This is a genomic window from Corallococcus sp. CA047B (assembly GCF_003612065.1).
Classification (GTDB): Bacteria; Myxococcota; Myxococcia; order Myxococcales; family Myxococcaceae; genus Corallococcus; species Corallococcus praedator.
In genome coordinates this window covers 1-26220 of sequence record NZ_RAWD01000117.1, presented here as the reverse complement: position 1 = coordinate 26220, position 26220 = coordinate 1, and the positions used below count along the sequence as shown (strand labels likewise).

Annotated in this window: 25 protein-coding genes; 14 read left to right on the top strand and 11 right to left on the bottom strand. The window is 71.3% G+C overall.

What is annotated here, in order from left to right:
• The first annotated feature begins 115 nt into the window (after positions 1-115).
• Positions 116-1309 carry a glycosyltransferase gene (locus tag D7X74_RS19400; RefSeq protein ID WP_120534459.1) on the top strand — a complete coding sequence of 398 codons (1194 nt, stop codon included), beginning with the start codon at positions 116-118 and terminating at the stop codon, positions 1307-1309.
• Here the strand turns inward: D7X74_RS19400 and D7X74_RS19395 are convergent.
• Positions 1240-2463, bottom strand: a complete 1224-nt coding sequence (locus D7X74_RS19395) for a glycosyltransferase family 4 protein (RefSeq protein WP_233602170.1) — start codon at positions 2461-2463, stop codon at positions 1240-1242. The two genes, D7X74_RS19400 and D7X74_RS19395, sit on opposite strands and share 70 nt — an antisense overlap.
• A 98-nt stretch (positions 2464-2561) precedes the next feature.
• On the opposite strand from D7X74_RS19395, the gene traA reads away from it, so the two are divergent.
• Positions 2562-3482: an outer membrane exchange protein TraA family protein gene (gene traA / locus D7X74_RS44285; protein ID WP_233602169.1), complete on the top strand. Its 921-nt coding sequence runs from the start codon at positions 2562-2564 to the stop codon at positions 3480-3482.
• A gap of 557 nt (positions 3483-4039) precedes the next feature.
• Here traA and D7X74_RS19385 read toward each other — a convergent pair.
• Positions 4040-4510 (bottom strand): NUDIX hydrolase, encoded by a 471-nt coding sequence (locus D7X74_RS19385; protein WP_120534457.1) that lies wholly within the window; start codon positions 4508-4510, stop codon positions 4040-4042.
• A complete protein-coding gene (locus D7X74_RS19380; protein ID WP_233602168.1) occupies positions 4507-5886 on the bottom strand; it encodes a DUF2380 domain-containing protein in 1380 nt (459 codons plus the stop codon). Before D7X74_RS19380 ends, D7X74_RS19385 begins: the two co-directional genes overlap by 4 nt.
• A gap of 183 nt (positions 5887-6069) precedes the next feature.
• Between D7X74_RS19380 and D7X74_RS19375 the strand changes: the two genes are divergently transcribed.
• Positions 6070-6891 (top strand): hypothetical protein, encoded by an 822-nt coding sequence (locus D7X74_RS19375; RefSeq protein ID WP_233602167.1) that lies wholly within the window; start codon positions 6070-6072, stop codon positions 6889-6891.
• Between the two features lie 51 nt (positions 6892-6942).
• On the opposite strand, the gene D7X74_RS19370 is transcribed toward D7X74_RS19375, so the two are convergent.
• Positions 6943-7926 (bottom strand): pirin family protein, encoded by a 984-nt coding sequence (locus D7X74_RS19370; protein WP_279637094.1) that lies wholly within the window; start codon positions 7924-7926, stop codon positions 6943-6945.
• Between the two features lie 383 nt (positions 7927-8309).
• On the opposite strand from D7X74_RS19370, the gene D7X74_RS19365 reads away from it, so the two are divergent.
• The 6 genes from D7X74_RS19365 to D7X74_RS19340 all read left to right on the top strand — a co-directional run bounded on the left by D7X74_RS19365 (position 8310) and on the right by D7X74_RS19340 (position 13693).
• Positions 8310-9305: a hypothetical protein gene (locus D7X74_RS19365; RefSeq protein WP_120534454.1), complete on the top strand. Its 996-nt coding sequence runs from the start codon at positions 8310-8312 to the stop codon at positions 9303-9305.
• A gap of 293 nt (positions 9306-9598) precedes the next feature.
• Positions 9599-10597 (top strand): hypothetical protein, encoded by a 999-nt coding sequence (locus D7X74_RS19360; RefSeq protein WP_120534453.1) that lies wholly within the window; start codon positions 9599-9601, stop codon positions 10595-10597.
• Between the two features lie 72 nt (positions 10598-10669).
• Entirely contained in the window at positions 10670-11611 is a 942-nt protein-coding gene (locus D7X74_RS19355) for a hypothetical protein (protein WP_120534452.1), read from the top strand.
• Positions 11608-12279: a hypothetical protein gene (locus D7X74_RS19350; RefSeq protein WP_120534451.1), complete on the top strand. Its 672-nt coding sequence runs from the start codon at positions 11608-11610 to the stop codon at positions 12277-12279. The genes D7X74_RS19355 and D7X74_RS19350 overlap by 4 nt, the downstream gene beginning before the upstream one ends.
• Positions 12280-12289: 10 nt before the next feature.
• Positions 12290-12679 carry a hypothetical protein gene (locus D7X74_RS19345; RefSeq protein WP_120534450.1) on the top strand — a complete coding sequence of 130 codons (390 nt, stop codon included), beginning with the start codon at positions 12290-12292 and terminating at the stop codon, positions 12677-12679.
• 6 nt (positions 12680-12685) lie between these two features.
• Positions 12686-13693, top strand: coding sequence for a hypothetical protein (locus tag D7X74_RS19340; protein ID WP_233602166.1), 1008 nt, complete (start codon positions 12686-12688; stop codon positions 13691-13693).
• Here the strand turns inward: D7X74_RS19340 and D7X74_RS19335 are convergent.
• A complete protein-coding gene (locus D7X74_RS19335) occupies positions 13683-14069 on the bottom strand; it encodes a serine/threonine protein kinase (RefSeq protein ID WP_120534449.1) in 387 nt (128 codons plus the stop codon). The two genes, D7X74_RS19340 and D7X74_RS19335, sit on opposite strands and share 11 nt — an antisense overlap.
• A gap of 228 nt (positions 14070-14297) precedes the next feature.
• Here D7X74_RS19335 and D7X74_RS19330 point away from each other — a divergent pair, with 228 nt between their 5' ends.
• Both D7X74_RS19330 and D7X74_RS19325 read left to right on the top strand, forming a co-directional pair.
• A complete protein-coding gene (locus D7X74_RS19330; RefSeq protein ID WP_341870422.1) occupies positions 14298-15851 on the top strand; it encodes a HAMP domain-containing sensor histidine kinase in 1554 nt (517 codons plus the stop codon).
• Between the two features lie 114 nt (positions 15852-15965).
• Positions 15966-16571: a hypothetical protein gene (locus tag D7X74_RS19325; RefSeq protein WP_233595670.1), complete on the top strand. Its 606-nt coding sequence runs from the start codon at positions 15966-15968 to the stop codon at positions 16569-16571.
• A gap of 23 nt (positions 16572-16594) precedes the next feature.
• On the opposite strand, the gene D7X74_RS19320 is transcribed toward D7X74_RS19325, so the two are convergent.
• Together D7X74_RS19320 and D7X74_RS19315 are read right to left on the bottom strand one after the other, a co-directional pair.
• Entirely contained in the window at positions 16595-16960 is a 366-nt protein-coding gene (locus D7X74_RS19320; protein WP_120534448.1) for a two-component system response regulator, read from the bottom strand.
• Between the two features lie 77 nt (positions 16961-17037).
• The gene (locus tag D7X74_RS19315; protein ID WP_120534447.1) at positions 17038-17385 is read right to left on the bottom strand and encodes a helix-turn-helix domain-containing protein; all 348 of its coding nucleotides are present in this window, start codon (positions 17383-17385) and stop codon (positions 17038-17040) included.
• Positions 17386-17627: 242 nt separating this feature from the next.
• Between D7X74_RS19315 and D7X74_RS19310 the strand changes: the two genes are divergently transcribed.
• The 3 genes from D7X74_RS19310 (at position 17628) to D7X74_RS19300 (ending at position 22623) form a co-directional block, all read left to right on the top strand.
• Positions 17628-19337 carry a GDSL-type esterase/lipase family protein gene (locus D7X74_RS19310; protein ID WP_120534446.1) on the top strand — a complete coding sequence of 570 codons (1710 nt, stop codon included), beginning with the start codon at positions 17628-17630 and terminating at the stop codon, positions 19335-19337.
• Positions 19334-21613 carry a serine hydrolase gene (locus D7X74_RS19305; protein ID WP_120534445.1) on the top strand — a complete coding sequence of 760 codons (2280 nt, stop codon included), beginning with the start codon at positions 19334-19336 and terminating at the stop codon, positions 21611-21613. Before D7X74_RS19310 ends, D7X74_RS19305 begins: the two co-directional genes overlap by 4 nt.
• A 107-nt stretch (positions 21614-21720) precedes the next feature.
• Complete coding sequence (locus D7X74_RS19300) at positions 21721-22623, top strand: zinc ribbon domain-containing protein (RefSeq protein WP_120534444.1); 903 nt, start codon at positions 21721-21723, stop codon at positions 22621-22623.
• 21 nt (positions 22624-22644) lie between these two features.
• On the opposite strand, the gene D7X74_RS19295 is transcribed toward D7X74_RS19300, so the two are convergent.
• The 4 genes from D7X74_RS19295 to D7X74_RS19280 all read right to left on the bottom strand — a co-directional run bounded on the left by D7X74_RS19295 (position 22645) and on the right by D7X74_RS19280 (position 26082).
• Positions 22645-23727 carry a hypothetical protein gene (locus tag D7X74_RS19295; protein ID WP_120534443.1) on the bottom strand — a complete coding sequence of 361 codons (1083 nt, stop codon included), beginning with the start codon at positions 23725-23727 and terminating at the stop codon, positions 22645-22647.
• 97 nt (positions 23728-23824) lie between these two features.
• On the bottom strand, positions 23825-24412 hold the full coding sequence (locus tag D7X74_RS19290; RefSeq protein WP_120534442.1) for a hypothetical protein: 588 nt from the start codon (positions 24410-24412) through the stop codon (positions 23825-23827).
• Between the two features lie 66 nt (positions 24413-24478).
• Positions 24479-25135 (bottom strand): metallophosphoesterase, encoded by a 657-nt coding sequence (locus tag D7X74_RS19285; RefSeq protein WP_120534441.1) that lies wholly within the window; start codon positions 25133-25135, stop codon positions 24479-24481.
• A gap of 86 nt (positions 25136-25221) precedes the next feature.
• Positions 25222-26082 carry a sigma-70 family RNA polymerase sigma factor gene (locus tag D7X74_RS19280; RefSeq protein ID WP_120534440.1) on the bottom strand — a complete coding sequence of 287 codons (861 nt, stop codon included), beginning with the start codon at positions 26080-26082 and terminating at the stop codon, positions 25222-25224.
• Positions 26083-26220 lie beyond the last annotated feature (138 nt).

The following is a 26220-nucleotide window of genomic DNA, read 5'->3' as shown; positions in this document are numbered from 1 at the left end:
ATTCGGGGGGAGGGGGTTGCGTCATGGATTGGGCGGTGCAACGGGACGCCCGTGGGCTTTCATCCCGCACGGTTCCCCGCCTGCCGGTGCGCGGGGATGGGTAGGATTTCGCGCCATGGCATCCGGTCCCCGCGTCCTCCTCGTCGCCGAGCGCTTTCCCCCCGACATCGGAGGGCTGGCGCGCAGCGGCGCGCGCACCGCGGGCTCGCTCGTGCGGCTGGGTGCGCGCGTGGACGTGGTCGCCTGGACGCGCACGGCTTCACCGGGGGCGCTGGAGACGGTGGAGGACGCGGGCGAGGTGTCGCCCTTCGCGAAGGGCGTGACGTTGCACCGGCTGGGGTTGTTCGGCGCGGCGGACCTGTCCATGCAGCACACGCTCGATGTGCTCGGCTACCTGCACGCGCGGCGGAAGTATGACCTGGTGTGGGGGCACTACCTGTACCCGCCGGGGTTCCTGGCGGTGGTGTTCGCCCAGAGCGCGGGCCTGGCGTCCGTGCTCAGCGCGCGGGGCAACGACGTGGATCAGCTCATGTTCCCGCCGGGTGACTTCGCCCGCCTGCTCTGGACGCTCCAGCGCGCGGACGTGCTGACCGCGGCGTCCGCGGACCTGGGCCGGAAGATGGCGATGCTGCTGGGGCGCGACCCGGGCGTGGAGGTCATCCCCAACGCGGTGGACACGGCGCTGTTCTCACCGGGGCCCGAGGACGCGGCGCTGCGGGCGCGGCTGGGCATCGCGGCGGATGAGGCGGTGCTCGGCTTCTCCGGAGAGCTGCGCCACAAGAAGGGGCTGCCGTTCCTGCTCGCCGCGCTCACGGAGGTGCGGCGCGTGCGGCCCGCGTGCCTGCTGGTGATTGGCGAGGTGCGCGCCCGGGACGCGGAGCACCTGGTGGCCTACCGGGCGGAGCATCCGGAGGACGCGGCGCGCATCGTCGTGTCCGGGGCGCTGGAGTCGCCCGCGCTCATCGCGGAGCACCTGCGCCTGTGTGACGTCTACCTGCAGCCGTCGCTGTGGGAGGGCATGCCCAACGCGCTGCTGGAGGCGATGGCGTGCGCGCGGCCGGTCATCGCGAGCGACGCGGGGGGCATCCCCGAGGCGGTGGACAACGGGAAGAACGGCTTCCTCGTGCCCAAGGCGCTGTTGAACCACCTGGGGCAGGCGTGCCTGGACGTGCTGGGGATGCCGGCGGCGGAGCGCGAGGCGCTGGGCAGGGCGGCCCGCGAGCGCATCGAGGCGGGCTTTCAGGCCGACGCGGAGGCCGCGGTGCTGGAGCGGGTGCTGGCGCGCGCGAGGCCCAGGTCGTCTTCGTAGGCCTTCACCAGTGCCTCCTGGGCGCGGCCCCACGGGAAGTCGCGCTCCACGCGGGCGCGGGCCTGGGCGCTGAGCGCGGCGCCCAGGGTGGGGTTCGCGAGGAGCGCCTTCACCGCTTCCGCGATGGCCTTGGGCGAGCCCGGGCGGATGCGGAGCACTTCGGTGTCCTGCGCGAGGGAGCGCACCACGGGCAGGTCACTGGCGATGACAGGCGTGCCGGTGGCCATGGCCTCCAGCAGCTTCAGCGGGCAGCAGCCCTGCACGCAGTTGCGGTCGTTCACCGGCAGGGGCACGAGCACGGCGTCACAGGCGTGGTGCAACCTGGCGAGTTCCTGTTGGGGCAGGGGCTCCAGCAGCTCCACCGCGCCCTGGAGGAGGAGGTCTCCGCACCGGTCCAGGAGGGCGCGGCGTGCGTGCTTGCGCAGCGGGCCCACCAGCGTGAGGACCACGGGCAGGTCGCGCAGGAGCAGCCGGCACGCGTCCAGCGCGTGGTGCACGCCCTGCCACGCCGTCATGGTGCCGCTGTAGAGCAGGCGCACGGGACGGCCGGGTTCGGGGGCGCGCGGCGGGGCGTAGCGGAACACGTCCAGGTCCACGCCATTGGGGATGACGCGCAGGCGCGAGGGGTCCGCGCCGCGTGAGATGAGGTGCTCCGCGGTGACGGCGCTGGGGGTGACGAGCAGGTCCGCGGCCTGGAGGCAGGCCTGCTCCTGCGCGAGCAGCTTGCCCATGAGCTCCGCGTCGTCCGCGACGTCGGGGTGGTGGTACTTGAGCTCGATGGAGGGCAGGCCGTTGACCTCGTACACGAGGGCGTCGGTGAGGGACGCCTTGCGCCGGGCGATGGGGTAGCCCTCGAAGATGGAGCGCACGTGCACGACCTTCGCGCGCGGACGGCCGTGCCACCACGCGCCCAGGTGCGCGCGGAACGTGAGGGCCTGGGCCACCAGGTCTTTTCCGCGCGCGCCCAGCGGGTGGTACGTGACGTCGCCGTGCAGGGCCGGGGCGGGGGCGCCGGGAGCCTCGCCAATGGCCACGAGGTCCATGGGGCCGAACGCGGCGCCCAGGGCCTCCACGAAGGCCCGGATGTGCACGGCCGCGCCCTTGGGGGCGGGGAAGCGGTCGAAGGACGCGTAGACGATTCCGGAGGAGGACACGGCAAGGAGTGCTAGCGCGACGGGGGCGCGACGGCAAACAGGGGAGGGGGCCCGGGTGCTGCCCTCGCGAGGGAGCGTCGCGATATAGGGCGGGGTCCATGCGTCCGCTCCTGTCATTGCTCTTCGCGCTGTGCGTGCTGGTCGTGGCTCCTTCCGCTTCCGCGCAGGTCGTCGTCACCGGGGGCCCCGTCGCGCCCCTTCCGGAGCAGCCGGGGACGGGCCTCTGCCTGGCGTCGAGCAACTGGCTGGGTCCCGCGTCCGACCTCCCGCAGAGCCAGTCGAACTATGTCGGGAACATCAACGCCTTCATGGAAGGGAGCCGGGCCCGATGGATCACCTCCGTGCTGGGCACGGACGCGGACCTGTCGAACAACTTCAACGACGGGCGGACGCTGAGCCAGGGCGACTTCACCGGAGCCTGTGGCGCTGGAGGCTGTGCGTTCGCGTACAGCGGCGGGTCCACCATCTTCGCCACGCGCCTGCGCGGCTACCTCGCCATCACGCAGGCGCAGGTGGGGAAGTCGCTGCACTTCGGCCTCTATGCCGACGACGCCGTCAGCCTGACGCTCTACGACCGCGCCGCGCAGTCGTACACCGTGGTGGTGCGTCCTCCGACGCTGGGCGCCCCCACCTGGCGCATGACGAACACGGTCGTCTTCAAGCAGGCCGGCCTGTACGGCGTGGAGGTGCTCCACACGCAGATTTCCGAGCATGCGGCGCTGGAGTTGTCGTTGTTCGAAGGCACGTTCACGGACTTCGCGCAGCCCGCGAACCAGCCGCCCGTCGTCAACCTGCGGACCGAGGGCTTCGAGCTGATGCCCCTCGGGCAGTTCCACCAGGCGGAGTCGGGCGGGCTTCATTCGAGGATGTTTCGAAGTGCGTCCAGTGCGCCCGGCAGGATGCCAACACGTCCGGGAACAGCAGCTGTGGGGCGGGCTACCGCTGCAATGCCGCCGCGCTGTGTGCTCCCTGTGATTCGGAGGCGGCCTGCGGGGACGCCTGTATGCCTTGCGGTGTGAGCACGCCCTTCTGCTTTCGAGAGGGCTCGGACTCCCGATGCGTGGAGTGCCGCACGGCCAGCGACTGCGTGCCCCTGGATGCGTGCCACACGGGGGGCTGTGCGGGGACGGGGGTGTGCACCTCCATGCCCGTCCCGGACGGAACGGAGTGCCCGGGAGGAGCCTGTCAGGAAGGTGCGTGTGAGCTCTTCGACGCGGGGACTCCGGATGCGGGCGAGGCTTCCGACGCGGGCGTGGACGGAGGTGGCTCGGAGCCCGGCGAGGATGCGGGCAGCCTGGATGGCTCGGTGGTGGAACCCGACGGTGGCGCGACGGGGTCTCCGGATTCCGGTGTGGCCCTGGACGCGGGCGGCATGGGTCCTGGTGATGCAGGCCCGTCGGGTGGAGATGACGGTCCGGAGAGTGGCTGTGGGTGCGGAAGTGGAACGGCGGGTGTGGCGCCCATGGCCCTGCTTGGATTCGCGCTCTTGTCGCGGCGAAGCAGGGAACGGCTCGCGCGGCATCGCTGAACCGAGGTGAGGCGAGGCAGCCCGCATGTCGTGGGGCTGCCGGCGCTGTCAGGCTTCTTCGTCGGGGAGGAGCGTGCGCAGGAGTTCGTCGTCTGGACTGAGCGGGCGCCAACCGGCTGGCGGCGGATGGGCGAGGAGCGCGTTGCCGGCCTGCCTTACACGCTCGCCATGCGCCTCCGGAGTGTCGGCGTACCAGGAGCTGAGCACCACGGCCACCTCGAAGCGGCTGGAGTCGTCCAGCACGGCTGGCCAACCGTTAGGAAGTCCTTCGGCAAATCCTCGCACAAGCACGTCGCGTACGGTCCGAGTGACCTGCTTGCGGCGCTCCGCCTCGGCGAGCAGTCCACGCAGTACCTGCACGCCCGCGACATCATCCGGGCCAAGTTCCTCGGCCAGTGACACCAGCGAGACACCAGGGCGCGCCTCGGCGAAGGCGGTGATCGACGTGTACCCGCGCTCACGAATCCGCTCATACAGGCGAACCATCCAGTTGCCCTCCCAGGATCGTCCGTCGGTCATCGTTTCCTCGCAGGCGTGAATTTCATGGGAACGTCGTAGAACTTCATCCGCAGCGCGACGAGCTTCAAGATCTCATTCCGCGTCAACTGCCGACCCGCTTTGGCTTCAGCTTCGTGCAGGAAGTTCATGACCATCTGGTTCCACTCACCGGGCCATATCCGACCCAATCGCCAGTTGCCCCCACCGTGAATCGCCTCATGGTGCGACCGCTCCATCCGGACGCAGAACTGGTCGATGTTCATGGAGCCCTTGAAGCCGCGCTGCTCGAACCATTCGCGGTGCTCCTGCGGCAGGACGTGGTGCTTCGGCGCATCGGACATGCCGGCTCCGGCCCTGCCAGTCTCGTGCATGCCGCGCACTTCGGGACTGTCGCCCAGCGCGTCGCGCACGCCCTGGGGCAGGTCCCGGTTCGACTGCGCCATCAGCACCTGTCCTGCGTGGATGCGGATGGCGGCGCTGACGGCGGGAACGGAGATGACTCCCGCCTGTACGAGCCTGCGCATCATCTCCACCCACTCGGCGGAGACGACCAGCCGTGTGCCCGTCATCACTCCTCCCGAACTCATCATGAGGCCCACTCCCAGCGTTGTGGGCGCGGCGGGCGGGAGCCTTGGCAATGACATCTTCAGTGCCGAAACCAGGGTGAGCATCTCCATGAACTGCGCCACCGCGATGACCTTGCCGGCGCGCTCCGTCGCGATGCGCGCTCCCTCGCGGATGGAATGGAACTCGCGGGTGAGCTGCGCCATCAGGCCGGGAAGCGCGCGTGCGGTGGCCTCGACCTGCTCGGGATCCATCGACGCGAGCGCCGTCATGGAGGGCTCGATCACCTTCTGCACACGGTCCATGTCCGCGAACAGCCTCTCCGTTCCGTAAAAGGGACACTGTTCGCGCACGATGTCCGCGAGGCGAAGGAAGTCGAGCCAGGCCGTGAGCAACATGGCACCCGACATGGCGGCCTGGAGTCGTGGGCCCGTCATCCGGAGCAGGCCTGCCTTCATGTCCGCATCCTCGACCGACCCGGAGGTGTTCGCGAGCGCGGTGGCACTGCCCAACGCGCTCTGGAGCCAGGGCAACTGGTTGGAGCCGTAGGCGATGTAGCGGGTGAAGACGTCGTGGGACTGGTACGCCGCGAGCCTGGGGATCGGGCGGGAGAAGTTGCCCGTGGCGTCCTTCGCTTCGGCAATGGCATCCAGGACCGCCTGTCGGGTCAGTCCAGGGTCCTCCCACTCCTCGCGCTCCGTGACGTCGTCCTGGCGGTGCTGACGGCGTGACGGTCGTTCATCGAACGTGGACCCGGACACCACGTTCGATGAGCGCCGCAGGTGGCTCCGCCGTTCGGGCCCAGAGGCGCAGCCCGTGGTCAGCAGCATCATGCTCAGCAGCAACGCCTCCGTGCGGAGGACCCACCGCGAGGAGGGCTCAGTGCTGCGTCCAATCCCTGCCTGCATCCACATGCGCGCTCCCGAAAAATGCCCACGGCCAGGGCATCAAAGGGCACGCGTCTGACGTCCGTCACCCGTCGCACCCGTCCCGAAACTTCAGGCAAGATGGCGCGCATGTTCATGAGCTCCGTGGTGATGGTGGCGCTGGTCGCGGCTCCTGCTGCTGCGCCGACGCCGGCTCCGGCTCCGGCTGAGTCGCGCATGTGGAAGGTGACCGGCACGGACGTGACGTTCGTGCAGTCCCCCAAGGACCTTCGCGGCCTGCGTGGCGACAAGGAGGTGTTCGGCCTCCAGTCGCGAAAGGCGGAGTTCCTCGCTGACTTCGAGGCCGAGCCGGGGACCGATGTGTCCGATTGGGAGGGCTCCCAGTCCCTCTCCATCCTGTCCGTCGTCGGGCCGTGGGTGAGCTACGAACAGTCAGGTTCGGGCTACACCGGCGGCGCGCATCCGTATGCGCACACGGGCTACGTCACCCAGGACGTGACGAAGGGCAAGGACGGCTTCTCACTGCTCGATGTGTTCGCGGAGAAGGACGTGCTCGCGGCCCTCAAGGCGGACGGCTACGTGCGCAAGCACGTCGACGACGACGAGGAGTTCAAGAACGCCACGACGGTGGAGTCCCTGCTGGAGAGCCTGGGGCCCGGCGAGGACTGCGTGGGCTTTGAATATGGGCTCGACTCCGTGAAGCGCGCGGTCGCGTTCCATCACGTCGAAGGAGACAAGGTCGCCGTGCGCATCGCGTTCGGCTACGCCGGAGAGATGTGCCGCGGCAACAAGTTCGTCGTGGGCGTCCTGCTGCCCATTCCCAAGGCACTGCGGCCCGCGTTCGAGCGCGCGGCCAAACGCGAAGAGGGCTTCCTCATGAAGGATGCGAAGGCCGTGAAGGCTCCATCCGTCGTGTTCACCTGGGAGCCTCCCAAGCCCAAGAAGCCCTGAGCGACGACGCGCGGGAGCCCTCCGCCCCTTCGCGCGTCGTGGCCCGAAGGCTCAGGCCGGCCGTTCGATGTGGCCGTCCGCGTGGCGCGCGAAGCGGCCTTCTTCCCGCCCGTGCACGGGGTCCGGGTTCGGCCACGGCCAGCCGCCGAAGCCCGTGCGCTGGTAGTCCGCGAAGGCCTGCTGGATCTCCTGCCGCGTGTTCATCACGAACGGCCCGTACTGCACGACCGGCTCGCCGATGGGACGCCCCTGGAGCATCAGCAGCTCCGTCACGTCCGCGCCGTTCTCCAGCGCCACGTCCACGTCGGCGCGCAGCTCGATGGCGCGCGACGGCGGGATGTCCCGGCCGCCCACTCGCAGCGCGGAGCCCCGGAAGAAGTACAGCATCCGGTGCGTGCCCTTGGCCGCCGCCGGCAGCGTCCAGCGCGCGCCCGGCTCCAGCTTGAGCGTCCAGATGGCCACGTCCGCGTCGGCGTGCGCGGCCCAGGACTTCGGCGGCGGAGGCGGCGCCTTCACGTCGTCCAGCCGGCCGGCCACCACGGTGACTTCCGTGGCGCGCCCCGCCGCGTCCTTCGCCACGTGCCGGGGGATGGTCTGGTTCCAGAGCATGGAGAAGTGCGGCTCCACGTGCTTGCTCGCGCGCGGCAGGTTGAGCCAGATCTGGAACAGCTCTAGGGGGTTCGGCGTGTCGGAGCGCAGCAGGGGAAACATCTCCGAGTGGTTGATGCCACTGCCCGCCGTGAGCCATTGCACGTCCCCGCCACCGAAGCGCGCCGCCGCGCCCAGCGAGTCGGAGTGGTCGATGAGACCATTGCGCACGATGGTCACCGTCTCGAAGCCCCGGTGCGGGTGCTGGGGAAAGCCCGGCACGACGGTGCCGTGGTACATGTTCCAGCCGTCCCGCCCACCGAAGTCCTGCCCGATGTCGCGCCCCGTCAGCGGGGCCGCGGGGCCAAAGCGCTCGTTGCCCGCGGGATACCGGTCGTCGTGGTGCACGCAGAAGAGGAACGGATCCGGCGTCCGCCACGGACCCATCCCGAGCGGATCCACGCGAATGACGGCTTCTGACTGAACACCCTGCTGCTGACCCATGGCTTGCTCCCCTGCTTTGTCCGAAGCGCGTGAACACCCCACGGCGGTGGTGACCCCCGCCGCCGCGATGAGCTTCAGCGCTTCTCTCCTGCTGCTCACATCATCCAAGGTCCACCTCGCGCCCGTGGCCGTCCCATCCTACTAACAACGGGATTTCCGGGGCGCTCGGGCCGCACCGGCTCGTCCATTGAATCCAGGTACGTCCGCGCCCATGCGAAGGGCCCCCGGAGGGCTCGAGGCCGCGGCCCGGTTTGACCGTCCTTCACGCGCGCCCCTACGCTCCCATGCGCGGCCCGCCCGACGGACGTCGCAGGGAGCCCTCCGCCGTGGCGGTCAACATCACCCGATTCCACAACGTCTTCCTCTACCAGTCCCGCGCGCCCGTGCCGGAACTGCTGCGGGACCTCGCGGTGCTGGGAGGGCTGGACGCTCACGCGGAGAGGCAGTTGGGCTCGCTGACGATGGGTGCGTGGCTCTCCGTGATTCCCGGCGGGGTGCTGGCCCTGCTGTCCTACGGCATCTGGGCCGGCAGCGTGAACGCGGACGACGAACTTTCAGAGCAGGCGATTCTGCTCTTGAAGCTCGGCTTCTTCTTCGGCGTCCTGCTGCTCGCCGTGGGGCTCCTCCTCTTCGTGCGGCGCGACAGGCTGAAGCCGCGCGACCTGGACAACCGGCGCTATGGCCTGGCGCGCGTGCTCCTCCAGCGCTTGCAGGTGGACCTGGCCCCGGATGCACCCGTGCGGCTGAAGCTGGACTTGCGGCAGCCGGATGTGCGGGAGAAGCGCGTCAGGCAAGACATGGTGGGCTGGTGGAACACGGAGTTCTTCGTCGACCCGTGGTTCCTGCTGGAGACCCGGCTGGCGGATGGCACGTTCCTGCGCATCCGCATGGTGGAGAAGCACCAGAAGCGCGAGCGCCACAAGACGAACGCCAGAGGCAAGACGAAGCGGATCCTCAAGCTGAAGGGGTTCGCCCGGCTGGAGGTGGCCCTGCGTGTGAAGCCGGAGCGCCACCCCGGACTCGGGGCCCTGAAGGGGCAGGCCACGAACGCCACGCGCCTGCCCCCGCGCGTCGAACTGGAGCGCGTGCGCGTCGCGGCGGACCGGCTGTCCCTGCGCGTCCGGCTTGCCAAGGACTGGGTGGCGCAGGCGCGGCAGGCATCCGCCGACCCGGAAGTCCCTTCCATCTGGACGGAGGCCCTGGGGAAGGACGACGCGTCCCGCACGGCGACGATGATGCTCCTGAGCCTCTACCAGGTGGTTCACTACGCCCGGCGGCGCGGCAAGCAGCGGGCGGCCCGGGCCCGGCGCCAGTCGGTTTGATCTGCCTGGGGGCGCCTCCTACGCTCGGTGGTGGCCGACCGCTGGACGGTCCCCGCAAGCCCAGGCCCCCCGAGGCGCCTCCCGGCGAGCACGACGCGTCGCGCACGGCGACGATGATGCTCCTGAGCCTCTACCAGGTGCTCCATCTGGCCAGGACCCCGCCAGCGTCGAAGTCGTCACCGGAACCGAAGACGTCCAGGAACGCCCCCGGCCCGGTTTGACCGTCCTTCACGCGGCCCCCTACGCTCCTCGGCGCAGTCCGCCCGACGGACGTCGCAGGGGAGCCCTCCGCCGTGGCGGTCAACATCACCCGATTCCACAACGTCTTCCTCTACCAGTCCCACGCGCACGTGCCGGAGCTGCTGCGGGACCTGGGGGTGCTGGGACGACTGGATGCCCGCGCGGAGAAGCAGCTGGGAGCGCTGACGACGGCCGCGTGGCTCACCACGATTCCCGGCGGGTCGCTGATCCTGCTGTGCTGTTACGCCTCCTGGGCCAGCGCCGTGAGTTCGGACGTCCCATTCCCGGGGCAGGGCGCACAGCTCTTGAAGAACTGGTTCCTTCTCGGCTTGTTGCTGCTCGTCGTGGGGGGCTTGTTCTTCCTGTGGCGCGCCAGGCTGAAGCCGCGCGACCTGGACAACCGGCGCTATGGCCTGGCGCGCGTGCTCCTCCAGCGCTTGCAGGTGGACCTGGCCCCGGATGCACCCGTGCGGCTGAAGCTGGATTTGCGGCAGCCGGATGTGCGGGAGAAGCGCGTCAGGCAAGACATGGTGGGCTGGTGGAGGACAGAGTTCTTCATCGACCCGTGGTTCCTGCTGGAGACCCGGCTGGCGGATGGCACGTTCCTGCGCATCCGCATGGTGGAGAAGCACCAGAAGCGCGAGCGCTACAAGACGAGCGCCAGCGGCAAGACGAAGAAGAAGACCAAGACGAAGGGCTTCGCCCGGCTGGAGGTGTCCCTGCGCGTGAAGCCGGAGCGCCACCCCGGGCTCGGGACCCTGAAGGCGCGGGCCACGAACGCCACGCGCCTGCCCCGGCGCGTCGAGCTGGAGCGGGTGCGCGTCGGGGCGGACCGGCTGTCCCTGCGCGTCCGGTTGGCCGGGGACTGGGTGGCGCAGGCGAAGAAGGCGCCGGACGACCCGGAGACGCCCGCCTTCTGGAAGCAGGCGCTGGAGAAGGACGACGCGTCCCGCACGACGACGATGATGCTTCTGAGCCTCTACCAGGTGGTCCACTACGCCCGGCTGCGCGGCAAGCGGCAGTCGGCCCGGGGCCGGCGACAGTCGGTTTGACCTGCCCGGGGGCGCCTCCTACGCTCGGTCGCGGCCGACCGCTGGACGGTCCCCGCTGAACAAGGCTCCCCCGTGGCGTTCGACCTCTCCGCATTCCAGAAGACGCTCGTCTACCAGGCCCATGCCCCCGTGCCGGAGGTGCTGGAGGACCTGAAGGTCATCGGACAGTTGGACCAGAAGGCCGAAGCGGCGCGCAAGACCCTGTGGATCTCCGCCTGGGTCGTGCTGGTCATCGGCGTGCTGTCCCTCTTCGTGGTGGGGCCGTTGGGGCTTGCGCCGATCGCCCTGGCCGTGGGGCTGTTCATCGTGCGCGCGCGCCGCCGCCGGACGGACCTGGAGGACCGGCGCTATGGGCTTGTGGCCACGCTGCTCCAGCGGCTCCAGGTGGACCTGGAGAAGGACGCGGTCGTGGAGCTGACGCTGGACCTGTCGCCGAACGACGAGGTGCGCAAGCGCGTCGCCGAGGGCACCCGGGGCCGTTGGAAGTGCGAGGACTTCACCGAGACGTGGCTTCAATTGCAGGGACGCTTCGCGGACGGCACGCACCTGCACCTGTCCATGGTGGAGCACCTCCAGAAGCGCAGCCGCACGCAGCGCAATGCTCGCGGGAAGACGAAGACCAAGCGCAAGCAGAAGGGCAAGGCCCTGATGCAGGTGTCCCTGCGCGTGAAGCCGGAGCGTCACCCCGGGCTCGCGGCGCTGGACGCGAGCGCCAGGAGCGCGGCGCGCCTGCCCCCGGGCATCCAGGTGTCGCGGATCCGCGTGGGCGCCGACCGGGTGGAGATGCGCGCCCTGCTGGCCCATGACTGGGTCGCGCGCGCGCCGAAGCCCGTGCCCCCTCTGGCGTCCCTCGCGATGGCTCCCAGCAAGGGCCGCAAGCCCAAGGTCCCGGTGGTGCCACCCGGCAAACACGACGCGTCGCGCACCGCGACGATGATGCTCCTGAGCCTCTACCAGGTGCTCAACTTCTCCAGCTCCCAGCGCCGACGCTCGGATGCGAGGGCCACTTCATGAAGCCGCGGCTCCTGTTGCTCCTGGGCGTGGGTGTGCTCGCGTCCTCGGCGTGCTCGCAGGGCGGCGCTCCCGCCTCGAACGAAGGTGCCCCGCCCACGCAGGCGAGGTCCGCCGTGGCGGCGGAGCCGAAGGAGGCCGGCGCCAAGCTCAAGTTCAAGGATGGCGACGACCGCGAGCGCTTCTCGCTCAAGCCCAAGGACGACGGCGCCAAGCTGGTGGACGGCGAGGACCGGGAGCTGGCCCGCTACAAGTGGAAGGGCGGCGAGCTCAAGGTGTCCGGCCCGGACGACGCGGTGCTGGCGTACGTCACCGGCGGTCCGGACGTGTTCCAGGTGAAGGACGGCGCGCACGGGGCCGTGCGCTACACGTTCGCGCGCGAGGGCTCCGGCTGGAAGCTCACCGACGCGCAGGGCGCCGTCCTGAACACCGTGGCCTCCGAGGACGGGGGCGCGTCCGTGAGGGGCGCGTCCGGCGCGGAGGCGCTGCGCGTGAAGGTGCGCGACGGCAAGCTGTCCCTGCGCGACCCGTCGGGCAAGACGATGCTCGCCACCAAGACGCCGGTGTCCCCCGAAGCCGCCGCGTGCCTGGGCTTCGACTCCCTGGACCTGCCCCTGCGCATGGCCCTGCTCTTCCGCCTCCAGAACCCCGCGGGCGCCGCGTCGCCCTGAGCCTTCCGCCATGTCCTCTTCCTTCCCGTCCGCCGAACATTGCCTGGAGACGTCCGGCTTCCTCTTCTCCCACGCGTGCGAGCGCGCGGCGGCCACGCAGTGCTCGCGCTGCCAGAAGCCGGTGTGCGCGCTGCACATGCGCACGCTCGACGAGGTGGAGGTCGCTTGTGTGTCGTGCGCCCGGACCGCGGACAACGGCGATGAGAACCGCGACGGCTCCGAGACCGACTGGGACGAGGAGGACCCCGCCTACTACTACGACGGCTACGGCTATTACGGCCGCGGTGCGTGGACCACCTCCGGCGCCTCCCACGACAAGAACGACTTCACCGAGGCCGACGGCGCGAGCCTGCGCCGCGAGGACGACGCCTCCTTCGAGGAGGACCTGGGCGGGAGCTGAGCGCCCGTGCGACGCCAGCACTGGCGCGTGTACGCGCTCGGCGGAGGGATGGGGCACCTGACGCGCGCCTGCGCGTTGACCCGCGCCGCCGTGGCCCGGGGCCATGCGGTGGACGTGCTCACCAACAGCCCGTTCGCCCCCGGCCTGCCCCTGGAGTCCCTGCTGGGTCCGGGCGCCACCGTGCACCGCGTGGACGCGCGCCTGGACAAGGTGGCCACGGTGGCGGCCGTCACCGCGTGGCTCCAGGACGCGACGCCAGACGTGCTGGTGGTGGACACCTTTCCGCGCGGCCTCGGCGGTGAGCTGGTCGGGCTGCTGCCCGCGGTGCGCGCGCCGCGCGTGCTGGTGCACCGCGACCTGAACCCCGTCTACGTGGAGCGCTTCGACGTGGCCCGCGCGGTGGACGCGTTCGACCTGCTCGTCGTGCCCGGCGAGGACGCGCCCTTCGCGCACCACCCGCGCGCGGTGCGCACCGCGCCGTGGCTGCTGCTGGACGCGGACGCGCTGCTGTCGCGGGAGGACGCCCGGCGGCGGCTGGGACTGGAGGCGACGGAGTCCCGGCCGGTGGTGGCGGTGCTGGGCTGCGGCCGGCCGGAGGAGGTGGTGGACGCGCGCGACACCGCCGCCCGGCTGCGCGGGACGCTGGGCGCACGGGCGGAGGTGCGATGGCTGGTCCCCACCGCCGCCGACGGGGCGGGTTCACCCGAGGCCCTGGCCGTCTGGCCGGCGCTCGCGGTGCTTCCGGGCGTGGACGTACTGGTGGGGTCCGGCGGCTACAACACCGTGCAGGAGGCGCGGGCCACGGGGACGCCGCTGGTCGCGTGGGCCCGGCCCCGGCTCTATGACCGGCAGGCCCTGCGACTGACCGACGCGGAGCGCGTCGCGGACGCGGTGGCGCTGGAGGCGCGGATCGCTTCCCTGCTGGGGGGCGCGACCCGAAAGCGCCCTGCTTCCTACGTCAACGGCGTCCACGTGGCGGTGGAGGCCATCGAGCGCATCGCGCTCAGTGCTTGAAGCCCTGGTGTCCGGCGGCCGGCTCGATGCCGTGGGCCATGACGAAGTGGTAGAGCACCTGGGGGTCGTCCTTCGGTCCGCCCATCAGCTCCACCAGGAAGTGGCCCGCCTGGGGGTCCGCGTCCGGATCCGGGGAGATGGAGACCTCGGAGACCTCGCGGCCCACCATCACCATCTCGCCCACCAGGGACTTGCCCTTGATGAGCTGGAGGACGTGCTGGCGCTCCTCCTCCATCAGCATCCAGTGGAAGTCGTCGTGGTCGAACAGCGTCATGTCCGGCGAGCCGCATCGCAGGATGCAGTTGGTGTGCTCCTGGATCCATCGCCAGAAGGCATCGAATGTCAGGGTGCGGGCCGGTGGGGAGATCAGATCCATCGGGGGACCTCTTCAGGAAGGGGCGGGCGCCCGGACGCCCGCAGGCGCGTCGGGTCGCGTGTGCGTGCTGCCTAGCATGGCCGGGCCTCATGGGGCCGGCTCCTTTTCGGGAGGGTGTTCGAAGGCGGGCCTGCCGGGCGGGGGAGGCGAATCCACGATATCGGACGCTTGTTGCTCTCCTCAGGAAGAGGGCGACGTTGAAGAGGGTTGGCGCCGCCCGGAGGGAGGATGCTCAAGCATGACGATGGACGCCGGCCGGGAGCCCGCGTGGGGCGCGCGATGAGCCTGCGCGCCTTCTTCTCCGCCGTGGTGGGCGGGCTGGTGCTGCTCACCGTGGTCTCCGCCAGCCTGCTCGTGGTGTTGACGAGCGCGCTGGAGGGTATGGCCTCCACCCTGAGTGAATCCGTGGAGGGGGTGCGGCTGGCGGAGGAGCTGGAGGTGGACCTGCTCGTCCATTCCCGGCTCATCGCGGCGCCGGACATGCCCCTGGTGGCGGACCCCTCGCGGGGACGCTCGCCGTCGGAGATTGAATCCGACCTGCACCGTCAGTTGGGGGAGCTGCACGCCTCCGCCTCCACCGGCGAGGAGCGTCAGGTGCTGGCGGAGGTGGAGCGCGACGTGGCGGACTACCTGGGCGCGCAGCGCGGGCTGTCGGAGGCGCAGCGGTCCTCCTCGTCGTACGACGGACGGGTGGTGGCCACCCTGGACGCGGCGCTGCGGTCGCTGGAGCGCCTCATCCAGATCAACGTGGACCAGGCCCAGGAGGCGCGGGCGCAGGCGTCCCGCTGGAGCGAAAGGGCCAACCTGCTGGGGCTGGTGCTGGGCCTGCTGCTGCTGACGACGCTGGTGCTGGTGGTCTTCTGGCTGCGCCGCTTCGCGCTGCGCCCGGTGGCGGACCTCCAGCACGCGATGCGCGACTTCGGCGCGGGCCGCAACCGGGACTCGCGCGCGCCGGAGGAGGGGCCGTCGGAGATCCGCGACATGGCCCTCACCTTCAACGAGATGGCGGACAGCCTGGCCCACCAGCAGGAGCAGCAGCTGGCGTTCCTGGCCGGCGTGGCGCACGACCTGCGCAACCCCCTGTCCGCGCTGAAGCTGTCCACGGCGCTGACGTCCCCCGGCCGCGCGGACGTCACCCCGGAGCGGATGCAGCGCACGCTCGCGCTGGTGCGGCGCCAGGTGGAACGGCTGGACCGGATGGTGGGGGACCTGCTGGACGCCACGCGCATCCAGGCGGGCAAGCTGGAGCTCCAGCCGGAGGTGCGCGACACGCGCGAGCTGGCGCGCTCCGTGGTGGAGCTGTACCAGTCCAGCGACCCCGGCCACACGCTGGAGCTGGTGGTGCCCGACGCCGCGGTGCTGGTGCGGGCGGACCCCGCGCGGCTGGAGCAGGTGCTGACCAACCTGGTGAGCAACGCGCTCAAGTACTCCCCGTCAGGCAGCCACGTGAGGGTGGCCGTGCTGGAGGATGCGGACCACGCGGTGGTGGCGGTGTCCGACCAGGGCATCGGCATGTCGCCGGAAGAACTCAAGGGGCTCTTCGTCCCGTTCCAGCGCGCGGGCAACGCGAAGCAGCGCGCCCCGGGCGTGGGGCTGGGGCTGTCGGTGTCGCGGCGGATCATCGAAGCGCACGGCGGCCGCATCGAGGTGGAGAGCCAGCCCGGCCAGGGCTCCGTGTTCCGCGTCCACCTAGCCCGGGTGTCCGACAGCGCCCCGCGCCTGCCCGCCGCCTCCGACGAAGAGGAGCCCGCCGGGGGCGAAGGCCCCGGCGCCGTGCACTGAAGGGGCGGGCCAACCGTTGCCTGCCGCGCGCCGGCGTGAGTCTTGGGCCGGCAAAGGGATGCGTCCGGACGGGGCAGGGCGTACCTTGCGGCACCAACGTCAGGAGCTGTCTGGATGATGAAGATTTCGCGCCGGGCCGTCCCGCTCGCCGCCCTGCTGGTGCTGGGGGGATGCGCGGGGCGTACGCAGTCCGCGCCGCCCGAGGCCTCCGCCGAACCCGTGCAGGCGCCGCCCGCTGTCGTCCAGTCCACGGAAGGGGGCTTCAGCGTGGCGTTCCCCGGCCCCGTCACAGAGGAGCGGCGCGTGCAGCCCACGGACGTGGGCGAGGTGACGCTGCACACCTTCATCTCCGCGCGCGCGGCGGAGGACACCGCCTATTACGTCTCCTACACGGACTTCCCGCCCGCGGCGGTGGCCCAGGTGGACCCGCGCGACGTGGTGAGCCGCGCCAGTCAGGGGGCGCTGGAGGCGCTGGGCGCCACGGGCATCTCCGCGAAGCCGGTCCAGATGGACGGGGGCTTTCCGGGCCAGGAGGTGGGGGGCCTGTCCGGCCCGCGCCGCCTGCGCGGACGCTTCTTCATGGTGGGCCCGCGCCTGTACCAGCAGCTGCTGCTCCACCCGGAGGGGCGTCCGCCGAAGGACGCCGACCGCTTCTTTGATTCGTTCCGGTTGGACCCGACGGTGGCGGGGCGGCTGGGGCACGAGACGCGCGGCACCTGAGTACGGGGAGGGCCGCGCCGGGCTCAGTGCAGGGCGTGCACGAACCGGCGCACGCAGGCAATCAGCACGTCGCGGTCGAAGGGCTTCTGGAGCACCTCGCGGATGGCCGGGTGCCTCTCCTCGCCGGCGCTGATGGACACGACGGGCACGTCCGCCAGCGTGGGCCGCAGGTGCAGCGAGTCCAGCAGCAGCCAGCCGTCCTGGCGCGGCGTCCACATGTCCAGCAGGAGCAGCGCTGGCGGCGGATGGGTTTCCAGCCACGTGAGCGCTTCGTCCCCGGTGGCGGTGGCGGCGACGGTGAAGCCTTCGGCGGTGAGGATCTCCACGAGCGCGTCGCGCAGGTCGCTGTCGTCCTCGATGATGAGGAGGGTGGAGGGCGCGCGGCTCATGGTGACCGACCCATAGGGCAGGCGCGCGCGGTGGGACAGGGAACATCTGCCGGGTGCGACCGGCAACCGCCGGGTGCTCAGGCCTTGTCGAACATGGCCTGGAGGACGCGCCAGGCCATCTTCACTTCGGGTCCGGAGCGGCACGCGAGGTAGTCGCAGATCTCCGCCACGCCGTCGGAGCGTTCGAGGTCGAAGGAGTGGAAGAGCGTCTTGAGCGACACGTCCAGGCCCACGGACAGCTTGCCCAGCGTGTCCAACGACGGAGAGAACCCACCGCGTTCGATGCGGCGGATGGCATCCACCGACAGGTCACTGCGCTCGGCGAGTGCTTCCTGGGTCAGGTCGCGACTGGTGCGCATGCTGCGCACGTGGTCGCCAAATCTTCGGTGGAGCTTCGTCCACGTTGTCAGCCGGTTCTTCGCCATGTTCGCGGCGGCTAATTTGGGGGCGCATCGCGTTGTGTGAAGGGCGCGTGTTCGCGGTCTGACCTTGCAATCGCACCGGGTCCGGGGGAGCCGTTTTCCCAAGGCAGCTTCCGGGTCTGAAGCGTGTGGTGCCGGACGGAGTGTCCGTGACCCGGGGCCCGGGCAGGGCGGCCCGCGGGGCGACCAGGCGCGTCGTGGGGAACATGCGCGGTCTCCCACTTTCGTCTACTCTCGGGGGCCACATGACGGTTCCCGAAGTCTCGCGGGGGAGCGGGCGGGCGTGGCTGCTCGCCCTCCTTGCGGGTGCCCTGCTCCCCGGGTGCGAGTCCCGCACACCCCCCTACCGTTTCCCCCTCACGACGCCCCTGGAGAAGTCCGCCGCGTCGCAGCCCGTGCGACCGGATCCGGCTTCGTCCGCCCAGGTGGCACCGCCGGTGGATGCATCACCGACGGTGGAGGCTTCCACCCCGGCGGCAGGTTCGGCGAATGCGTCCGCGCGTCCGGTGGTGGCGGGTGCCAAGCCCGTGCGTCCGGAGGCTTCGGGTGCCACGCCTTCCGACGTGCATGCGCGTACGAAGGCCGTTGCGTCGGCCGTGATGGCACCGGGTGGCGCGAACCATGCGTCCCCGCGCGCCTCGTTCCGCGCCCTGCCGCCCACCACCGAGCGGGGCCGTCACCTGCTCTCGCTGGGCTCGCGGTTGATGGCACCGGGTGGCGCGGTGGAGGACCCGTGCCTCGAACCCACGGACACCGGGTGTGCTCGCTCCGCGCTGACGCCGTTCTTCGCCGCGTTGGATGGGCTGGTGGCGGGCACCGGGGAGGCGGCGCAGGCGTCCACGGTCATCGCCGCGTTCGGCAATTCGCTCATCGCGGGCGACCGCATCGTGGACGTGGTGCGTGACGAGCTGGTGTACGGCTTCGGCGGCGCGGGCCGTGGCGTGCTGCTGGTGGACCGCATGGCGCCGTACGGCGGAAGGTCGCGCACGGCCGCCGTGAGCAACGGCTGGGAGCCGCGCACGCTGGGAGAGCTGCGCGCGCCGCCGCACCCGTTCGGCATCACCGGCGTGTACCACGTGGCCACCGAGGCCCGGGCCCGGGGCCGCTTCAAGCTGGAGGGCGAGCCGCGCGGGACGCTGTGGTGGAAGGACGTGAAGGACGCGGGCCGCCTCGTCGTGTCCGTGGACGGCGCGGTGCTGGTGCGCACGGAGCCCCAGGGGGACGGGGCCAGCCGCACCACGTCCTTCGACCTGCCCGCGGGCGCGAAGTGGCTGGACATCACGGCCGAGGGCCGGGGCGCCGTCGTCCAGGGCGTGGTGCTCCAGCAGGACGGACCGGGCATCGTGCTGGACATGCTCGGCGTGCCGTCCGCGGATGCCACGCTGTACGCACGGCTGGAAGAGGATGCGCTGAAGGCGCAGCTTGCGCAGCGCGACCCGAAGCTGTTGCTCTTCTTCCTGGGCGGCAACGAGTCCAAGCGCCTGGAGTGGAAGCGCACCGACCTGGACACCGTGCGCCGCGACCTGACGGCCCTGCTGCGCCGCACCCGCGCGGCCTCGCCCGGCAGCGCGTGCATGGTGGTGGGCCCGATGGACGCGGTGCAGGACGGGCACGTCAAGGGCAAGCCCCTGCTGCAGCGCCCGTTCCTGGAGTCCGCCATCGCCGCGGAGCGCGAGGTGGCGCTCGCGGAAGGCTGTGGCTTCTTCAACCTGTTCGCCGCGATGGGCGGTGCGGGGTCGCTCGCGCGCTTCAATCAGGCGGGGTTCATGCACGACGACCTGGTGCACCCGCGCGGGCAGGGCCTGGATTTGCTGGGGCAGTTGGTGTCGGACGCGTTGCTCAAGGGGTGGGTGGAGCAGGGCACGCAGCTGGCCCCGCCGCTCACGTCGTCGCGCGAGGAGGCCCCGGCGTGGCCCGGGGATGGCAGCGCTCGGACCGCGGAGGACGTGCGATGAGGCGTGCATTCGTCGCGCTGTGGCTGTTCGTCGGAGCGCCCTCGCTGGCGGTTCCCGCCCAGGTGGCTGTCGAAGCGAAGGCGACCGCGCCGGAGTCCAGCGCGCAGGTCGTCGCGCCCGCGTCGGAGACCGGCGCGAAGGTGGCGACGGAGTTCCCGCCGGAGATGGAGCGGGCGTTGGACGCGCTGGTGCGCGCGGACCTGAAGCAGGGACCGACGGCGGGGCTGTCGGTGGGCGTGATGCGGGGGGGCCTGCGGTGGATGCGCGGCTTCGGTTACCGCGACCTGGGCAAGAAGCTGCCGGCCACGGAGCGCACCACGTACCGCATGGCGTCCATCACCAAGTCGTTCACGGCGGTGGCGGTGTTGCAGCTCGCGCAGGCGGGCAAGCTGGACCTGGACGCGGACATCCGCACGCTGGTGCCCGAATATCCGGTGAAGCAGTGGCCGGTGACGGTGCGGCAGTTGCTGGGACACCTGGGCGGGGTGCCCACCTACGACAGTCCGAGCGCGGGCAACAACACGAAGTCGGTGTCGACGCGCGAGGCCATCGGCATGTTCGCCGAGCGTCCGCTCGTGTCGGAGCCGGGCACGCGCTACCTGTACACGACGTGGGGCTTCAACCTGCTGGGCGCGGCGGTGGAGACGGCGTCGGGCCAGTCCTACCGCGAGTACCTGCGCGACCATGTCTTCGGGCCCGCGCACATGTCCCACGCGGACCTGGACGAGCTGAGCACCCGCGACGCGCAGCACGCGGTGGGCTACCGCGTGGCGGGCGGCGCGCTGAAGCCGTCGCGCTTCCTGGACGTGACCAGTCGCTTCGCGGGCGGAGGCACGCGCGCGACGGTGGAGGACCTGCTGGGCTTCGCGCGCGCGGTGCTGGACGACGCGCTGGTGACGCGCGAGACGATGGGGCGCATGCAGGCGACGATGGTGACGCGCGACGGGCGCATCACCGACTACGGCATGGGCTTCGCGACCTATCCGCTCCGGGGCCACTACATCGTGGCGCACGCGGGCGGGCAGCCGGAGACGACCACGCTGCTGGTGTTGCTGCCGGCGGAGGACACGGCCATCGCGCTGGCCACCAACGTGGAGGACGAGGCGAAGCGGTTGCGCCGGCTGTCGCTGCGGTTGATGGAGACGGTGCTGGACGAGGGCGCGCCGGCCCGGGGCGGCCACTTCACGGACCCCGTGGACGCGGTGGAGTACGAGGGCATGGGGCGGCTGGCGAGTTACGGGCTCGCGTACCACGACTGGGCCACGCGAGGGCCCGGCACGCTGCCGCCGGAGACGGACCTGCCGGGCGCGTTCGCGAAGGTCGCGGCGCTGTTCGAGCGGGCCACCATCGCGCGAGACACGCGGGGCGCGATGGAGCGGATCCGCGGCGCGCACGAGCCTCGGGGGGAGTCCCTCTTCATCCGCGTGGGCGCGCACATGGCGGCCACGGTGGAGAAGGTGCTGGGCGTGGAGCGGCTGCGCTCGTACCGGACGCAGGGCGCGGCGGCCTTCTTCGCGGACTACCTGGCCGCGTGCGAGTCCCTGAAGTGTCCGGAGACGGAGCGCTTCAGCAAGGGCGTGCGGGACGACGTGGCCCGCTTCGTCGCGGGGTGGAAGCGCGCGGAGATTCCGGCCCTGCGACGCTCGCGGCTGGACGACGCGAAGGACCCCGAGCGGATGTGGCCGGTGCTGAAGGAGGCGGCGGCGCGCGCGCCCTCGGTGCGGCCGGACTACACGGATGAGCTGCTGACGCTGGCGGACCGGGCGAAGCGCAATCCGACGGACCGGATGCGCTGGCTGGAGCGCGCGACGGAGCTGCATCCGGAGTCGATGGATGCGCATCTGGCGCAGGCGGTGGGGTTGCTCGAAGCGGACCGCGAGGCGGAAGCCGGCCCGCACGTGCGCGAGGCGTTCGAGACGCCGGAGGGGTCGCTGGTGCTGTCGCCCGCGGGCTTCCTGCGAAGGCTGCTGGACACGCGCTCGCCGAAGGTGGCCAGGGGCCTCTTGCGCTCGGCGGTGACGCTGCATCCGGACGCGCCGGAGCTGTGGGAGGCGCTGGCGAAGCGCGAGCGGGCCCTGGGCGACCCGGGCGCGGCGAAGGTGGCGCTGGGACAGGCGAAGCGCGCGCGACAGGTCCGGGCGGCGCAGGAGGCCCGGGCCCCGCGCCCCCCGGGCATGGTGGCGCCCGCCGGCAGCACGCCGACGCCGGACAAGGCCCCCAGTGGGACGACGTCGCCCTCGGTGCCGGTGGATCCGGAGTCCCCGCCGGAGCCGTAGGGCAGGGGCCTGTCCCGAATGGGTGAGCGCGGGTCCGCCCGCGCGGTGCGTGCGTGCCGGAAGGCCGCATGCTGGCCGGAGCCCGAGCCATGCGAGGATGCGCGGCGATGACGCCTTCCTGTCCTTCCTGTCAGGCCCCCTTCGTTCCCGGTGCACAGACGTGTGACGCGTGTGGAGCCGCGCTGCTGGTGGCCCCGACCCCCGGAAGCTCCGAGCCGGTCTGCGCGGTGCATCCTCAGTGGCGGAGCGTGGGCACGTGCTCCCGTTGCGGCGCGTTCGCCTGTGCCGACTGCCTGCGCCAGGGCCCCGAGGGCGTGGTGTGCGCGAGCTGCCACGACCGCGCGCCCATGGGCACCGTGCCGTGGGACCGGCGTGAGGAGCTGGGGACGCTCAAGGCGTTCTGGCAGACATGCCTGGGCATGCTGATGCGGCCCACGGAGACGCTCAAGGGCATCAACCCCGACGCGCCCGTGGGCAGCTCGATGCGCTTCGTGCTGCTGACGGGCGTGGCGGGCTTCGTGACGACCGGCCTGCTCTACGCCGTCATCTTCGGCGGCATCATGGCGTTCATCCCCGACACGGATGCGGACACGGCGTCGGACGCCATGGGGTCCCGGACCGCGAAGCTGTTCCTGGTGTTGGGGGCGTTGGCGTGGACGGTGGCGATGCCGTTCGTCAACGCGGGCATGACGTTCGTGATGGCGGGCCTGGACCACCTCATCCTGCGCATGGGCGGCGTGGAGCGCGACTTCTCGGTGACGATGCGCGCGCACGCGCTCTCCCTGGCGCCCTACATCGTCGGCATCATCCCCTTCGTCGCCGTCTACTCCGCGCCCTTCTGGGCCATGGGCCTGCGCGTGGTGACGTACCGCACGCTGCACCGCACCACCTGGGGCACCGCCGCGGCGGGCGCGCTCCTGGCGCCGGTGCTCTCCTGCTGCATCTGCGGCGGCGGCTACGCGGCCATCATGTTCGCGGCGTTCAAGGGCATGTCGGACAGCGGGAGCTGAGCCTCCGCGCGTCCGTGGCGCCTACTGCTGCCCGGAGGCGGCGGTGGCGCCATGGGGCACCAGCGGGCTGGCGGCAGGCCAGAAGCGCGCGTCGCGGAAGCCATCGAACGACGCGGCCAGCCGCTTGGAGCCCAGGTCGTAGACGCGCGCCTGCATCGTGCCCGCGAGCAGCAGCAGGTCTCCGCGCGCCATCGCATGCACGGGGCTCTGGGCAGGCAGGGACAGCCCCTGGGGCTCGGCGAGGTGGCCGTCATCCACCTCCCAGCGCACCGGCATCATGAGCGTGGTCAGCTCGCCCGCCGTCTGCCAGGAGAACAGCGGACCGCTCCGGGTCTCCACGCGCGCCCAGCCGCCGAACACGTCGTGTCCCCGGTGCGCCACCACGGCGTCGAGCCGCGCGGCGTCCTGGCTGCCTTCGTCCAGGGGCTGCACGGCCAGCGCATCCGGATCCCCGGACACGGTGGAGGACACCAGCATCTCCGCGGTGGTGAGCGCGAACACGGCGTCCGCGTCATCGCGCGTGGCCACGGTCTCGGTGCGCTTCCACACGCCGGCCTCCAGCCGGAACGCATGCGCCAGCCCCGCGCCCTCCTCCGTCTCCGGGATGGGGATGCGCCGGCCGTCGAAGAGGAAGAACTCCTTCGAGCCCTCCGCGCGGCGCACCAGGTCCCCGGTGTGCGCGACCAGCGCCACCAGCCGGCCCACCGAGTCGAAGCCCACCGCGCCCGTCAGGCCCTCTTCCGGCAGCAACTGCGCCGACGCCAGGCCGGAGGTCAGGTCCACCGTCCACACGCGCCCGGGCCCCCGGGCACTGCCGCCCGGGTCACGCACGGCCGCGTGCCGGCCATCCGCGCTCCACGCGAGCTGGAGCCCCTCACACGCCGCGTCCACCGTGACCAGGGCCCTGCGTCTGCCGTCGGACTCCAGGCGCAGCCACGTACAGCCCGAGGGCGCCGCGTCCTGGAGCACCGACAGCGAGAACGGCGCCACCTTCACCGGCGCCACCGCCACCGGAGGCGTGGGCTCGGTCGCGGAGGGCTCCGGGGGCTTCTGACAGGCGCTCACGAGGAGCACGGCGCTGACGAGGCACGAGGCGCGGACCATGTTGCAACCCTCCCGGAAAAAGATGACCTCCATGGAATATGACAGAACCATGGGTATGTCCGGAAGACACTTGGTGCCCACATGGTGCCGCCGGTTTTCAGGTTCCGGGGACGGCCTGGGTCGTGGGCACGGGCGCGGGTGCTTCCTCGGACGCGGCGAAGGCCTTCTCGAACTCGGGGCTGGCGACCAGCTTCTTCAAGAAGTCCTGGGCGGCCGGCATGAAGGCCTGCGCGGTCAGATTGCAGGCGTTGTCAGCAATGGGGCTGCTGGAGAAGCTGCTCACGTGGGACACCTGGAAGGGCTGCACGGGGCTGGCGGAGACGAGCGCGTCCAGGTTCCAGGTGCCGTCGACCGAGCTGAAGTCGAGTTCGTGGAACTTCGCGGAGACCGCCACCTTGCTCTTGTCCGAGTAGACCCCCGCCATGCGCAGCTCATCCCTGAGGGCCGCCTGGAGGTACTGCTCGAAGGTCTTCTGGTCCGGCGGAGCCACCGGGCCCGCGCCGCGACAGAGGATCTCCCGCTGGGGCCCGGACTCCGAAGTGAAGTCAGACACCTTGAGCGCGCCCTGCGGGTACTTCTTCTGCAACGACCGGAGCATCTCCACGTTGTCGACGGACACCGAATAACGCGTGACCGTATAGGCTGGACACGCGGAGAGCAGCAGCGCGGCGACAACGACAGACATGCCTTGAATCGAGCGGACCAATCCGTTTCTCCCGGTGAAAGGTGGCCCGACTCTAGCGTCCTTCCCCTACAGCGCCATGTACGCGCGGGCCGCCGGCACGGAGTAGAACTTCCCCTCCGGCAGCACATACGCGGTGAGCTTTCCGCCGTACACGCAGCCTGAATCCAGCCCCAGCGCGAACGGGTGCTTCTGCAGTCCGCGCATCGCGTCGTGGCCGAAGACGACCAGCTCCGGGCCCTTCCACAGACTGCCCCACGGCTCGCCCGCCTCCAGCCGCTTCGACGGCGTTCCGTCCGCCGCGATGCTGCGCATGTTCAGCAGGAACTCCTCCTTCTGCTCCGCGAGGGGTACCCCCGGCACCAGGCCCGCGTGCACCGCGACCACGTTCAGCTCCGGGAAGCGCTCGTAGGCGGGCAGCGTGGACAGGTACGCCCAGTCCTCCGCCGTCAGCGTGTCCAACACCTGCCGGTGCTCCGGCTTGAGCTTCTTGCCCTTCGCCGCGCGGCCCGCATGCCAGCGCAGCACGTGCGCGTCGTGGTTGCCCTTCACCGCCCGGAACCCGCACTCCCTCGCCCGCTGCACCACCCCCGCCGAGTCCGGCCCCTTCGCCACCAGGTCCCCCACCAGCACCACCCGGTCCGCCGGACTCCAGCCACACGCCTTCAGGAGCGCATCCAGCTCACTGGAACAGCCGTGCACATCCCCGATGAAGAGCGTTCGCATCCCAGCCCCTCTTTAACGCACTGGCCGCGTCCACCCTGCCCGGTTTCTCGGGCCTCTGGCTTCCAGGGCAGGGCTCGCGCGCCGCGTTACTCGGAATGGGAGCGCAACAACCGACTCAGGCTCACGTCCAGCTGGCTGGAGATGAGCCGCAACACGCTGTCCAACTGCGAGCGCGTCAGCCGCAGCCGCTCCGTCAGCCGCTGGCGCGTCCCGTCCAACAGCTCCTCCTGCGCTCCCACCACCCACCGCGCCGCCGTGGAGCGGTGCACCCCGTACAGTGCCCCCAACTGGTCGATGCCCAGCCCGTCCAGGTACTTCAACCGCAGGAAGTTGCGCTGCCGCGCCGACAGGGCCGCCAGCGCCGCCTGGAACGACGCGCTGAACTCCGCCCGGTACGTCTGCTTCAGGTACGCCAGCTCCGGGTCATCCCCCGGCGCCACCAGCATCGACAGGTCGCCGTCCTCCGACTGCGCCTGCCCCGAGCGCTGCCGCTGCCAGTCCAGCGCCAGCCACAGCGCCGCCGCGCGCACCCAGCCCGCCAGCGGCCCCGTGCCCGGATAGGCCGCCAGCCGTGCCGGCGCCTCCGCGCTCCCCACCAGCATCCGCTGCCGCAGCAACTGGCGGACTTCATCCAGGCCCGCCGCGGGCAGCTTCAGCCGGGACACCGCCGCGTCCACCTCCGGCATCAGGCGCGCCTCGAACGTGGCCAGCGCCGTGGGCAGGCCGTCCGCCGCCGCGCGCGCCAGGTACACGTCCGTCATGTGCAGCTTGCCCCAGGCCTCCTCGTTGCCCTCGGCGGGGATCAACCGGGCCAGGTGCGCCGCGAAGCGCGGGCCCTCCAGCGCCACCCCGGGCCAGGACAGACGGGCCGCCTCCAGCGCCGCCGCCAGTCGCTCCTGGAGGGCGGGCAGGGCACCAGCCGGCTCCGCTCTTCCTCGGGCGGTCATGAACGCCTGGGCTAGGGGCAAATCCGGGAGGGCCACGCCACAGGACACTATCACCGCGCACTGTCACCCCGCCGACCCCTCCCCATGTCGCAACCGCTTCTCCCCAGGGCAGGTGTCCCCCGGCACACGCTCCCGCCC